We start from the raw sequence: 13448 nt of genomic DNA on the forward strand, positions 1-13448 counted from the left end.
GCGTCAACGCTATACGATTCCGAATCGATGATCCTGCTCATTGACAATTACGATTCATACACGTTCAACCTCGCCCACCTCATCGCCGAGGCTGCCGGCCGCGAACCACTCGTTGTGCCTGCTGGCGAGGGTGCTGACCTTCCACAGCGTGTGCGCGCCGGCGAGTTCAGCCACGTTGTGATCTCCCCCGGGCCAGGTACCCCCGAACGCGAGGAAGACTTTGGTACGTCCCGGCGCGTGATTGAGGCTGCCGCCGATTCCGGGGTCCCGCTGCTGGGCGTGTGTCTGGGACACCAGGGTCTGGCGATGCTCGCAGGGGCCTCCGTCACTCGTGCTCCGGAGCCTCGCCACGGGTTCGTTTCCACAATTACCCATTCCGGTGAGGGCATTTTCGCTGGTATTCCGCAGGGTTTTCAGGTGGTGCGCTACCACTCTCTGCACGTCGAGGAAATCCCCGGCGTCACCGTGCACGCTCGCAGCGAAGACGGCGTCATCCAGGCGCTCAAGGTCGATGGCGCTCCGCATTGGGGTGTGCAGTTCCACCCCGAATCGGTGCTGACTGAGCACGGCGCCGCGATCATGCGTAACTTCCTCGGCGGCTGGCGGTTGCTGCACCGCGAGGTGCCCGGCGCACTCGACTGCCAGCGCGTCTTCAACGCGATCAATCGCGACGGCAACGATGCGTTTTTCCTCGATTCCGCCGACCCCCGCGGGCGTTTCTCCATCCTCGGAGACACCGCGGGCGCCCTGTCGCGCTCGTTTCGCTATTCGCTTGGTAGCGACCCCGATATCCTCCACACCCTCCAACGCGAACTGTCCGCCCCTCTCCACGACGCGCCTGACCTGCCCTTTACCGGCGGTGTCATTGGGTACCTCGGCTACGAGTGCGCGGAACTTACGCTCCCGATCACGCTGCGCCACCGCTCGCCGTACCCGGATGCTTACTTTGTGCGCCCGCAATCGTTCATCGTTTACGACCACGAGGCCGAAATCTCCCACTTGTGTGCACTCGCCGGCGACGGCACGGATGCACTCCTTGACCGCCTCGAGAAGGCCTTGGATGGGGCGGACGGTGAGCGGGGGTCGTCGATAAGCAATGGTTCCTGGAGCAACCCCGACTACCTCGACTGCATCGAGCAGGCGCAGGACCTGCTGCGCGCCGGTGAGAGTTACGAGGTGTGTCTAACCGACACTTTCACCGCCGAAGCGACCGGCGATATCTACTCCAGCCTGCGCGAACACAACCCCGCGCCGTACGCCGCACACCTGATCTTCGACGGCGTGGAGGTCGCCAGCGCCTCACCCGAGCGCTTCCTCACTGTGCGCGGTCGCGAGGTGGAGGCCAAGCCGATCAAGGGCACCATCGCCGCTGATCAGGACCCCGCATTGCTTCACGACGACAAAACCCGCGCCGAAAACCTCATGATCGTCGATCTGCTCCGCAACGACCTTTCCCGCGTCTGCGAACCCGGCAGCGTACAGGTCCCGGGTCTGATGCAGGTGGAGTCGTATGCCACCGTGCACCAACTGGTTTCCACCATCACCGGGCAGCTACGCGAGGGAGCCACTGCCGTCGACGCCATCCGTGCCACCTTCCCGCCCGGTTCCATGACCGGCGCACCGAAACTACGGACGTGCGAAATCATCGACCGGCTGGAAACCTCCCCACGCGGCGTCTACTCAGGCGCGCTCGGCTACATCGGGTTCGACGGCCAAGCCGACCTGTCGGTGGTCATCCGCACCGCAGTACGCGCCGGCTCCACTGTGACAGTCGGTGCAGGTGGCGCGATCGTACTCGCCTCCGACCCTTCCGCTGAGCTCGCCGAGCGCAACCTGAAGGCCCAGTCCGTTTTAGGAGCGTGGGATGCGTAAGTACGCCTGGCACGGCGCGTTTGTTCCACGTGACTTCCTTGACGGCCCCATCGACGTCGCAGATTCTTGGCGCCACTCCTCCGGCAGCACCAACGGCCTCAGCCTGCACATCGAGCGCTTCACTCGCACCGCCGGTCCGCTCCCCGCCGGGTTTGTCGACGCGATGCTGCCGCTGCTCAGCGAAGGCGAACTCTTCCCCCGCATCGCGCTCTCCTCAGGGCTTTTGCTTCTCGACGTCCGCCCCGCCCCATCCCCTCGCCCCACCACCTCACTGACCTACACGCAAGCCCCAGACCCGCGCACCCAGCCCGAGGTGAAGGGGCCCGACTTCGGCTCTCTGCGGACCTATCGCGACCGGTATCAGGTGGCGGGAACGGACGACACGGTGGTCGTCGATAAGCATGGCGCCATGCTGGAAACAACCACCGGCGCGCTGGTGATGTGGGACGGCGACACGCTGTGCATCCCCGACGGCGTGTGGCTGCCGAGTGTCACACTGCACCAGGTTGTCGCGCGCGCCGAGAAGTTAGATATGCGGGTGGAGCGCCGTCAGCTCAAACCCGAACTCGCCGCCAAGCACCCGTTGTGGTTCCTCAACTCGCTCCACGGCATTAGCCCCGTCAGCGAACTGCATGTAGGCGGCGATGTGATCACTCCGCCGGTCCACCCAAGTTTCAACGAGTGGCGCGACTGGTGGTGGGGCGGCTTTACACACGAATGGCACATCGAGGCATAGCGAAACACCGTGGGTCCCCAGGACTATGCCGCTGCATAATCTCTACAACCGCCAACACGCTATGCCGCTGCATAGCGTCGCACCACCGCCGGGTCCGAAACCCAGCGAGCCCCCGGGACTATGCCGACCGCTCGGCGAGCACGCGCCCTGTTGCGGTGTCGCACTTTGCGAGCTCTGACGGGGTGCCCGAAGCCACAACTTGTCCGCCGTCGGCGCCAGCGCCGGGGCCCATCTCGATGACACGGTCCGCCTGCGCGATCACGGAGACGTCATGCTCGACCACGATCACGGTTTGGCCCGCTTCGACGAGGCTGTTGAGTTCCTTGACTAGCAGTGAGATGTCGGCGGGATGCAGGCCGGTGGTGGGCTCGTCGAGGAGGTACACGGTGTAGCCCCGGCGCGAGTTGCGGGAGCGCTGCAACTCGGTGGCGAGTTTGATGCGCTGTGCCTCGCCACCGGACAGTTCGGGCGCGCCCTGGCCGAGGCGCAGGTAACCCAGCCCCACGGCTTGCAGAGTTTCGACGGCGCGCAGGATCTTCGGTTCGTCGGCGAATACGTCCGCGGCTTCGTCGACGGTCAACTCCAGCACCTGAGCGATGGTGAGGCCCTCCCAGGTCACTTCGAGGGTTTCGTCGTTGTAGCGTGCACCGCCGCAGTCGGGGCAGGTGGTGTACGAGCCGGGCAGGAACACTAGCTCGACTTCGATCTTGCCGGCACCGCCGCAGGTCGGGCACTGTCCTTGCTTGACGTTGTAGGAAAAGCGCGACACGCTCCATTTGCGTCGCTTTGCTTCGTCGGTTGCGGCGAAGAGTTTGCGCACGCCGTCGAAGAGTCCGGTGTAGGTGGCCAGGGTTGACCGCGGGGTGCGCCCGATCGGCTTTTGGGTAATTTGCACGACGCGGGTGACAGCGTCAAAGCCATCATGCTTATCGACGCCCCACTCGCCCTCCTGTCCCACCTCATCGTCTTCATCAACAACGGTAGAGGCGGCGTCGCGAAGGACACCGGCGAGAACGGTGCTGACCAGCGTCGACTTGCCTGAACCAGACACACCAGCCACGGCGGTGAACTGCCCCATCCCAAACGACACATCCAGGCCGTCGATGGAGCGGGCCGAGACACCGGACAGGGAAAGTTCGCCGGTTGCGGCGCGGGGGTCGTCGTTAAGCGAGAGCTTGCGGTTGGCAAGCGCGCGGGCAGTTGGCGCATCGCCGGAGTATTCGCTGGTGGGGCCGGAATAGACCACTTCGCCGCCGCGCTCACCCGCGAGCGGCCCGACGTCGACGAGCCAGTCAGTCTGGGCAACGAGTTCCATGTCGTGTTCCACCAAGAGAACGGAATTGCCTGCGTCGATGAATCGGCGGCAAATATCCAGCACCGCACCGCGCTCGGACGGGTGTAGGCCCGCTGACGGCTCGTCGAGCACATACGCCACACCGAACAGTCCGGAGCGCAGCTGCGAGGACAAACGGATGCGCTGCAACTCACCCGCGGACAACGTGGGCGCGGGCCGATCCAGGCTCAAGTGCGCAAGGCCCAAGTCGAGTGCGGACTGCACCGCGGGCAAAATCTGTTTGAGCAGCAAGTCTTCGGCGGAGCCCTCCGAGGGCTTCTGTGCCGCGAGTACCTCATAGACACGGTCGAGAGGCAAGGCGCCGAGCTCGTCGATGGGCATGCCAGCATAGGTAACCTTGAGTGCTTCCGGGTTGAGGCGACGGCCGTGGCAGGTCTCGCAGACGCGTGACTCCATGTAGGACAGCACGCGTTTGCGCAGGGTATCGGACTGTGTTTCGGCGAGTGTATTGGTCAGATACGACGCCACAGATCGCCAGGTGCCTTTGTAGTTTCGCTGGATCTGGTCCGCGCCGCGCAAGGGTTTCACGGTCACCACGGGGCGCTCGTCGGTGAACAGGATCCAGTCACGGTCCTTGTTCGGCAGATCCTGCCAGGGTGAATCGAGGTCGTAGCCCAGCGTCTGCAAAATGTCGTGGAAGTTCTTACCTGCCCACGCGCCAGGCCAGGCTTTAATCGCGCCCTCCTCGATGGATAGCGTCGGGTCCGGCACCATCGACTCTTCGGTTGGCTCGTGCACGACACCTGTGCCCTGGCACGTCGGGCACATGCCTTCCGGCGTGTTGGGCGAAAACGAGTCGGAGTACAGCCCCTTCGGGTTATCGCCAGCGCGCGAGTACAGCAGGCGGATGCTGTTGGACAGCGCCGAGACCGTCCCCACCGTCGAGCGCGCCCCGCCCCCGGAGGTGGACTGTTCGAGCGCCACGGTCGGCGGCAGTCCCTCAACCGCGCCGACCTGCGGGTCTACTGCAGAACCAATCAGGCGACGCGCAAACGGCGCCACCGACTCCAGGTAGCGCCGTTGTCCCTCCCCGTGGATGGTGCCGAACGCCAGCGACGACTTGCCGGAGCCTGACACCCCTGTCACCGCAACGAGAGTGCCGCGTGGGATATCCACGTCCACATTGCGCAGGTTGTGTAGGTGGGCATCGCGTACTTGGATTCCGGCATGTGTTTCAGGCATGCCCACCAGGGTAACGCGTTAGGGGTTTCGCGTGTCCTCGCCGAGTTGGTGCACGAGGATCGTGTTGGTAGTACCGGCGACGCCTGGCGGGGTGCCTGCAACGACCACCATGGTGTCGCCTTCGTGGTACTGGTCCATGGCCAGCAATTGCTTGTCCACAACTTTGACCATCTCGTCGGTGCTGTTGACCTCATCGCACAGGAACGTCTCCGCACCCCAGGTCATGGCCAATTGCGAACGCACCTGCTGCACCGGTGTGAAAACGAGCAGTGGCAGGTCCGGGTGCAGACGCGCCACGCGGCGTGCAGTATCGCCGGAGGTCGTAAACGTGACAATGGCACGCGCGTTGAGTCGCCGCGCAATGTCGTTCGCCGAGTAGGACACCACGCCACGCTTGGTGCGCGGAATGTGGTTCAGCGGCGGGACGTTGCCCATCGTTTCCGCAGAACGCACGATGCGGCTCATGGTGCGTACCACGTTGTGTGGATCCACGCCGACGGATGTCTCGCCGGACAGCATCACGGCATCCGCGCCGTCGAGCACCGCGTTGGCTACGTCGGAGGCCTCCGCACGGGTGGGGCGGGAGTTCTCAATCATCGAGTCGAGCATCTGCGTAGCGACGATCACCGGCTTCGCATTCTCACGCGCAATCTGAATCACACGCTTCTGCACAGCCGGCACCTGCTCGAGCGGGATCTCCACACCCAGGTCACCACGAGCGACCATCACGGCGTCGAACGCAAGGATGATGGATTCCAGAGCGTCGACTGCCTCGGGCTTTTCCAGCTTTGCGACGACCGGAACGCGCCGGCCCACCTCATCCATGATCTCGTGCACGAGATCGACATCAGACGGCGAACGGACGAACGACAACGCGATAATGTCCACGCCGAGCTTCAGCGCGAACCGCAGATCTTCCTTGTCCTTCTCGCTCAGTGCAGGCACGGAGATGTCCATACCGGGAAGCGACACGCCCTTGTTGTTCGACACCGGGCCGCCTTCGGTGACGCGACAGACTACGTCGTTGCCGTCGATGTCGGTGCAGACGAGGCCGACCTTGCCGTCGTCGACAAGCAAACGGTCCCCCGGCTTCGCATCCTTGGCCAGCTGCTTGTACGTCGTAGACACACGGTCGTGCGTACCCACGACATCGTCGACGGTGATGCGGACGGTTTCGCCCGTCTCCCAGTAGGTTTTGCCGTCGCCTTCAAAGCGGCCAAGGCGAATCTTCGGGCCCTGCAAGTCCGCCAAAATGCCGACCGCATGGCCGGTCTCATCGGTGGCTTCGCGCACCCAACGGTAATTCTGCTCGTGATCCGGGTAATCGCCGTGCGAAAAGTTCAGGCGCGCAACATCCATGCCGTCGCGCACGAGCCCCACGATCGCATCCTTGCTGGCCACAGCGGGACCGAGCGTACAAACGATCTTCGTTTTCCTATCCACGTTTTCCAACCTCACCTTCGTAGGCTTCTCGCGTGTCTTCCACCGCAACACGGTACTCCGGATTATCCTCTTCTGCCGTGGACGGTGCGTTGTAATCCGGATCGACCTCTTCCGGGGTCTCGCGCCCCTTCGGTGTGCGCATGAACATCACCACCGCGATGATGAACAAGATTGCGGTCATCCAGGTGTTGACGCGCAGGCCGAGGATGAGCGTGGCTTCGTCGCTACGCATCAGCTCGATGAAGAACCGGCCAAGGGTATAACCCGCGACATAGAGCCAAAACACGCTGCCATGGCCAAGGCGCCGGCGGCGGTCAATCCAGATGAGCAGGAAGAACACCGCAACGTTCCAGATCAGCTCGTAGAGGAACGTCGGGTGCACGCTCGCGATCACCTCACCGGTGGACCGGCCGGTCAGCGGCGCGAACTCCCCCGCCTCGTTGACGCGGTAGTAAATATCCAGCGCCCACGGCACATTGGTTTCGGCCCCATAGAGCTCCTGGTTGAAGTAATTGCCCAACCGGCCGATGCCTTGGGCGAGAATCACCGTCGGCGCAACTGCATCCGCAAGTGGCGCGAACGGAAGGCCCTTGCGGCGCATCATCACCCACACGCACAGGGTTCCCAGCGCGACTGCGCCGATGATGCCCAACCCACCCGAGGTGATGTCGAAGGCCTTCCACGGGTTCTTGCCCTCACCGAAGTACTTATCGTAATCCGTGATCACGTGGTAAAGGCGCCCGCCGATAATGCCGGTCGGGATAATCACGATCGCTGCATCCCAGATCGTCTCCGGATTACCACCGCGGGCCTTGTAGCGACGCAGGGAAATCAACAGCGCGACAACAATGCCCGCCATGATGCACAGCGCATAGGCACGAATCGGAATCGGTCCGAGCTGCCACACCCCCTGCGGCGGGGAAGGAATGTTTGCCAGAAGTGTTGTTTGCACGCCCAACAGTGTGCCAGTTTAATTCCGCGATGGACAGGCTGGGTGCTGTCCCGCGGCCGCCAAAGAGCGGGTTGCCTCGTACACATCGCCAGACGCCATCACAGCCTCCGCTGCCAACACGGCATCCGCACCACACGCGGCGGCGTCCATCAGGTCACGCGGAGTGGTCACACCACCCAGGCTGATCTTGATCACTTCGGTGGGAAGCCCCGGCGCGATATCCGCAAAGGCGTTGCGGTTGAGGTCGTTGGTGTCAAAGGTCCAGGAGTTCACCGCGATCACACTCACGCCGGCCTTAAGGGCCCGATCCGCCTCCGCTGGCGTGCGCACCTCGGCCACACCGACCATGCCCAGCGATTCCACTCGGTCCAGCAGTGCCTCCAGGCGCGGCTGTTCGAGGATGCCTACCTGCAGCGGGAGCATGTCGGCGCCGTAGCAGCGGGCCTCGTGGATCTGGTACGGGTCGACGATGACATCGCGACACACCATCGGCAGGCTTACGGCTGCGCGGGCGTTGGCCAGATCTGCCAGGGAGCCGTCGAAACGCAGCCGCTCTGTCTGGCAAGCGATGAGGTGGGCGCCACCGCGCTCGATGTCTTGGGCAACCGACTCGATCGAGCGTCTGCCTACCGCGGTTGGGCCAAAAACTGGCGAGTTGCGTTTGATCTCCACGATGACCCCGCAGCCGTGGCGCAAAAGTGCTGCTTTAGCATCGCGGGTTGGGGGCATGTCGCGCGAGCGGGCCTTGATTTCCTGGAACGGCACGACCGCTTCGCGTTTTTCGACATCACGGAGCACACCAGCGACAACGTTTGATACTGCGCTCGGTGCCGACATGCGCCTACCTCCAGGTGATACGGCCTATAGCGCTATAGGTTAGCGGTTGCCCTGCGTAGGACGAAAATCCTCGTCACCAGTTTCGGTCGGGTCGATATCCGCGTCGAGCGCATCCCACATCACGCGTCCGGAATCCGGCTCCTCTTTCAGGTCGTGACGGATGGTTTCTTTGCGCACAGCTTCCTTCTCGTATTTGTGTTGCTTCGGCGCATCCTCGCCAGGCTTGACGACGAGCATCGCACCGCCAATCACCCCCAGCACACATCCCACGATCGTGAGTACTGGGCCTACCACAGCAACGTCGGCGGCGGTGATCTCCGCCCAGTTCGCAATAGCAGCGGAGGACGTATCCGTGGCTGCCTGTTCCGCCCCTGCCGTCAAGATGGCGTGGATACGCTCATGGTCAGCACCACGCGCCAGAAGCGCTGCTGCTGGGATGACAGCAGCAGCGGCGGCGAGCGCGCAAATTCCGCCGATAACACGACGACCGACCTTGCGCAACGCAAACGCGGCAATCGCACCGGCGAGCAGCAGCACCGCCACTGCGGTGATCTCGGTGGACCACTCCGCGCCGGTGATGGTTGCTACACCTTCGCCGGAGAGGTCGTCGTTGTACTTCGCGGTCACCCAGTCCATGCGGGAAAAGCCCCACATCACCGCACCCGCCACACCGAGCAGCAGTGCACCGGTTTTGTTCTTCTTCATCTAAAGCGTCCTTCCGCTACTTTGCAACCATCTGGATCGCATCGAGCACAGTACGATGCGCACGCGGTGTACCGATAACCACACCGGCGGTGGTCGGAGTCCATTCCGAACCATCAAACGCGCTTGCGTTCGCCCCTGCACTGCGCGCCAACAACACACCAGCTGCGTTATCCCAGATGTGCGGGGAAAAACTGACCGCAGCCTGGTAGATCCCCTGCGCGACGAAGGCCAGGTCAACGCCGACCGATCCGCTGATGCGCGGCCGCAGGTGCGAATCCGTGAGTGCGCCTGCCAAGTCGAGACGGAACGATGCTGGGTATCGCTGCCTATCCGCCGAGGCCAACGAGCCAATCCCGACCTGCTCCGCAGCGGAAGTCAGCGCACCAACCGGTGGCAAGGCGTTGCCGTTGAGGTGCACGGGCTCGCCATCGACCGCGGTGAGGCGCATGTTCAGCAGCGGCGCATCGGTAATCGCTGCGACCGGTTTTCCACCAAGCAGCAGCGTGCACAGGATGGCGCAGTTCGGATTGCCGGACGAGTAGTTCGACGTACCGTCGATCGGGTCAACAACCCAGCACGCCTCCGGATCAAACGACCCGCCTTGTTCCTCGCCGTACACCGCAATGCCAGTCGTGTCCGTCAGACGCTTGCGCAACAGCTTCTCAATGATCAGATCAGCCTCTGTGGCAAAGTCGCCGGCCCCCTTGCGCAGTGCAGGAGCAGCCCCCACTTTGTCGACGAATACCTCACGCGCCTCATCAACCGCGCACAATGCAGCATCAAGCAGCTCCGCCGGCTTATGCATGAGACACCTCCGGCTGCAGCTGCTGCACCCAGTTGCCCAGCACGCTCACACCAACCTCACCGGACATGGCTGGGTCGAACGCCATCGCCCACAATGGCCCATTTTCTACAGCGGCAAGGATGCGCTCGCCGTTGATGTCTGCCCAAGACAGTTTCGGGTAGGCGATGAAGTCATCCTCTGCCAACGGGAACGACTTCACGGCTTGTGGCGCGTCGAAGAACACGTCTCCAACAATTCCGGCCAGCAGCTTCGAACCATCTGCCGCCACGACGGGGTACTCCCCCGCTTCAAATGCTGCCTCCACAACTTGGCCCGGCCACTCCCCAAGCCCTGGTGTGGTGCGGCTGCCGGTCACGGCGTCGTCGAAAAGCACGTGCATTCCAGTGCCGACCGCAAGCAGTGCCCTACCCCCTGCCAGACGCTGGCCTACGATGCGATCCCCTTTGATGCGCTTGATCGCCGCAGCAGCGTCTACAAACGATGCCCCACCAGGCAAGACAAGACCGCTTGCCTGCACAGCCTTGTCGGGGTCAGTGGTGGCAAAAGCATCAGCACCTGCATTCGCCAAAGCACTGACAAGGCTGGTGGTCTCACTGCCGAAGTAATCAAGTACCGCGACTGTCGGGCTTGCCGGGGTGTTCGTCATGGTTGCGTAGTGTATCCGCTCCCCCGATTACTGGTTCTTCGGCTGCTTCTTATTCTTCGACGGATAACGACGCGGCGCCTGCACAGCCTTCAAACGAGCCGACAGATTGTTAACTTCCACCACACGGTGGCGGCCCAACTGACGGTCAAGCAACGTGACAATCAGCCCAATCGCGATGACACCGGATGCGATGCCGAACATCGGCGCGAACGCCATCGTGGCAATGAGCATGCCGTAGAAGGTAGAACCCAGGCCCGTCCCGCCGTCGAAAGCAATGTTCCAGATAGCAGAAGCTTCCGAGGTCTTCGAGCGCGGCAGGCGGTAGAACATCATGGTCAGTGCCTCGTTTTGCACCGCGCCGAAGCCTGCGCCGTAACACAGGGCGGCCAGCAGCATGGTCCAAACCGGTAGCTCAAGCGCCAAGATGGCTGCCATGAGCAACACGCCGAGTGCACAAAGGACCTGGCATGGGATGAGCACGGTGCCAGGCTGCCCACGACGGTCCATGATCTTGCCTGCCGTGTAGCGCGAGATCATCGACGCAAAGTTCATCACGCCGAGCATTACGCCGCCCATCGCGGCACCCGTGGCCGGGTCGAGATCACGCATGGAGACCGGCAAGAAGTTCGTGATCGCACCGTAAGCAGTGGTCACAAACATCAACGCGAGTGCCGGCACGAGCACCAGATGCCACATGGGCACATGGACCATGTTTGTGGTCTCTGGCTCGGGATCCGGTGGTGGAATAGCAGGGATCGCCGCACAGGCAATGAGCGAGATGCCACCGATCGATGCGGCGATAATATACACGGCGTCGTACCCAATCCTGTCCACCAGGGCTAAGCCCGATGGCAGCGCAATCATCTGAGCAAGGCCGACAACACCACCGAAAATTCCCGTGGCACTGCCGAGCAGGCGCAGCGGTACCAGCTCCGCGATAATCGCCGCTTCAGCCACGGACAATGCACCGAAGCCGATGCCACGAATCGCACTAACCGTCAGCAGCGGCGCTGCATCCATGCCGATGATGTACCCCAACGCCGGGATACCCAGAAGCATTGAGGCCACTGCCATGATGATGCTGTAGCCGAACCTCCGCAGAGCCCACGGCGTACAAACCTGCGTGAGCACTGTTGCCAGCATGAACACACCAGTGGACAGCCCGGCAAGGGATGCAGACTGTCCGGCATCGATGACGGCTGTGGGCACTACCGGCAACAGAAGCGACCAGGCGGCGAAGGCGGATGCAACGGCGACGAGCACCGGGATCAAACCACGGGCCCGCCACACATTGGTTAGCGAATCAACCTCGTCGCGGGTAAGGGGCCGAACTCCGAACATCTCACATCACCTCCACCAACATCAGCACACCACCTAGGGCTGCCATAACTGCAAGAAGCGCGAGGACGGCAGTCACCGCTCTTGAGGAGCCGTTCTGATACGACGACCACACTCCACCGACGAGGATGCCTGCAAGGAGGAACAGCAAAAGAATGAAGAATGTGTTTCCGGCACCTGTCACTGGGCGAACCTCCTGCGTTATTGGCGCGTTCAAGCTGTGTACGCCGTCAGTGTAACGACGCAGTCCGATTCCGGCCGTTCGGGGCCTTACAGACGGCTGTCGTCATCCCCGCGTGGTTCACGCGCATAGGCGCGCAGGTTGCCGATCCAAAACACCAGACCAGCTGTCAGCGGCGCAACAGCCCACCCGACCCCCGGCGAAACCGGCGGGACAAGCGTGAAGCTCGATCCGGTTTCCAAGACATCGTGGGTAGGCCTGGGGTGCAGTTTGAGGCTCAACCAGTCACCAAACAAGTAGATCGAGATCGCGCCGAGTACGGCAACGGTCATGATCCACAGCATCCACCACACAGAACCGCCGACCCTGCCGCGGCGCACGCTGCGCCACCCCACGGCGCCAAGCACCACCCCGAGCAGGAGTGCCAGCAGCACAAACCACGCAAACCCTGTGAACTGTACATTCACAGGGCTTGCCACTTCGTCGACCCCGATACCGCCGTTTTCTGTGATCACGCCGACGTATGCGGGACGAAGACCACCCCAGGCGAAACCTCCAGCGATACCGAGGAGCAGGGCTAGCGCGAGCAGCCCTGCACCAGATCCCATCACTAGTTGCAGAACTTCCAGCGGCCGTCTTCCTTCTCGAAGATCATGACCTGGGTTTCTTCACCGTTTGCGTTCTTTGCAGTCAGGTTGGCAGACGCACGGTTACCGTCCACACGAACGTCGGAGATGCTGACCTCGGACTTCGGCAGCTCGAGCGCCTGGCCCTGCTGCTCAGCAAGGCGGCCCGCCTCTTCAACCTGCTCAAGGGTCAGACCCTGACGCTCCAGTTCCTCCATCATCGGGTCAGCGACTGCCTTACAGGAATTGTCCAAGATGGTGCGGGTCCAGTCAGCGAAAGAACCCGGGTTCAGCACAGCACGTGCAGTGTCTTCCATCTGCTTGCGGTCTTCGTCGGTGCCTTCCTGTGCGCCCTCGAGCGGCTGGTTGGTGTTTTCCGGCATGCCGTTCTCAAACGGATTGGCAAGGGTCGGCGCCTCGCCCTGGTTGCCGCCCTCTTCCTTCGACTCCTTCTTCTTCGAAGTCGTGGCGGTTGCCTTCTTCTCGTCCTTCTTTGCGTCGTCCTTCTTTCCTTCGCTCTTATCGGCATTCTCGGACACCGTGGACTCGACAGCCGTATCGGCCGGAGCAGCCTCAGCAGCGGTGGACAGCCCTCCGGACTTGCCTTCGTCGGAGGATCCGCATGCCGAAAGCGGAAGTACGAGCATTGCTGCAGCTACGCATGCTGCCATGCCGGACGTAGTGTTCATCTTCATCTTTGACTACCTTCCTAGTTTCACCCCATCCGTTCGCTGGACGCGGGCAACCGTCTTGAGCGTGGATTGGCGCCAC

At 62.6% G+C, this 13448-nt stretch carries 13 protein-coding genes; 2 read left to right on the plus strand and 11 right to left on the minus strand.

Going from position 1 to position 13448, the window contains the following annotated elements:
• Positions 1-27: 27 nt before the first annotated feature.
• Positions 28-1872, plus strand: a complete 1845-nt coding sequence (locus CCOY_RS07990) for a chorismate-binding protein (RefSeq protein ID WP_092100239.1) — start codon at positions 28-30, stop codon at positions 1870-1872.
• Positions 1865-2608 carry an aminotransferase class IV gene (locus tag CCOY_RS07995; RefSeq protein WP_070483933.1) on the plus strand — a complete coding sequence of 248 codons (744 nt, stop codon included), beginning with the start codon at positions 1865-1867 and terminating at the stop codon, positions 2606-2608. Before CCOY_RS07990 ends, CCOY_RS07995 begins: the two co-directional genes overlap by 8 nt.
• Positions 2609-2726: 118 nt before the next feature.
• On the opposite strand, the gene CCOY_RS08000 is transcribed toward CCOY_RS07995, so the two are convergent.
• From CCOY_RS08000 to CCOY_RS08050, 11 genes are all read right to left on the minus strand, one after another.
• The gene (locus CCOY_RS08000; protein WP_092102747.1) at positions 2727-5144 is read right to left on the minus strand and encodes an excinuclease ABC subunit UvrA; all 2418 of its coding nucleotides are present in this window, start codon (positions 5142-5144) and stop codon (positions 2727-2729) included.
• A gap of 18 nt (positions 5145-5162) precedes the next feature.
• Positions 5163-6587, minus strand: a complete 1425-nt coding sequence (gene pyk, locus CCOY_RS08005; protein ID WP_092100241.1) for a pyruvate kinase — start codon at positions 6585-6587, stop codon at positions 5163-5165.
• Complete coding sequence (gene lgt, locus CCOY_RS08010) at positions 6580-7539, minus strand: prolipoprotein diacylglyceryl transferase (protein WP_070422383.1); 960 nt, start codon at positions 7537-7539, stop codon at positions 6580-6582. The genes pyk and lgt overlap by 8 nt, the downstream gene beginning before the upstream one ends.
• 18 nt (positions 7540-7557) lie before the next feature.
• Positions 7558-8376, minus strand: coding sequence for an indole-3-glycerol phosphate synthase TrpC (locus CCOY_RS08015; RefSeq protein WP_070422231.1), 819 nt, complete (start codon positions 8374-8376; stop codon positions 7558-7560).
• 39 nt (positions 8377-8415) lie between these two features.
• A complete protein-coding gene (locus CCOY_RS08020; protein WP_070483936.1) occupies positions 8416-9081 on the minus strand; it encodes a TIGR02234 family membrane protein in 666 nt (221 codons plus the stop codon).
• A gap of 16 nt (positions 9082-9097) precedes the next feature.
• Complete coding sequence (locus tag CCOY_RS08025) at positions 9098-9886, minus strand: inositol monophosphatase family protein (protein ID WP_092100243.1); 789 nt, start codon at positions 9884-9886, stop codon at positions 9098-9100.
• Positions 9879-10532: a type 1 glutamine amidotransferase family protein gene (locus tag CCOY_RS08030; protein WP_092100245.1), complete on the minus strand. Its 654-nt coding sequence runs from the start codon at positions 10530-10532 to the stop codon at positions 9879-9881. The genes CCOY_RS08025 and CCOY_RS08030 overlap by 8 nt, the downstream gene beginning before the upstream one ends.
• A 27-nt stretch (positions 10533-10559) precedes the next feature.
• Positions 10560-11873: an MFS transporter gene (locus CCOY_RS08035; protein WP_070570048.1), complete on the minus strand. Its 1314-nt coding sequence runs from the start codon at positions 11871-11873 to the stop codon at positions 10560-10562.
• A 1-nt stretch (position 11874) separates the two neighbouring features.
• Positions 11875-12054, minus strand: a complete 180-nt coding sequence (locus tag CCOY_RS08040) for a hypothetical protein (protein WP_070422226.1) — start codon at positions 12052-12054, stop codon at positions 11875-11877.
• Positions 12055-12140: 86 nt separating this feature from the next.
• A complete protein-coding gene (locus tag CCOY_RS08045) occupies positions 12141-12662 on the minus strand; it encodes a hypothetical protein (protein ID WP_141739363.1) in 522 nt (173 codons plus the stop codon).
• On the minus strand, positions 12662-13372 hold the full coding sequence (locus tag CCOY_RS08050) for a hypothetical protein (RefSeq protein WP_070422224.1): 711 nt from the start codon (positions 13370-13372) through the stop codon (positions 12662-12664). The genes CCOY_RS08045 and CCOY_RS08050 overlap by 1 nt, the downstream gene beginning before the upstream one ends.
• Positions 13373-13448 lie beyond the last annotated feature (76 nt).

Source organism: Corynebacterium coyleae (assembly GCF_030408635.1).
Taxonomy (GTDB): domain Bacteria; phylum Actinomycetota; class Actinomycetes; order Mycobacteriales; family Mycobacteriaceae; genus Corynebacterium; species Corynebacterium coyleae.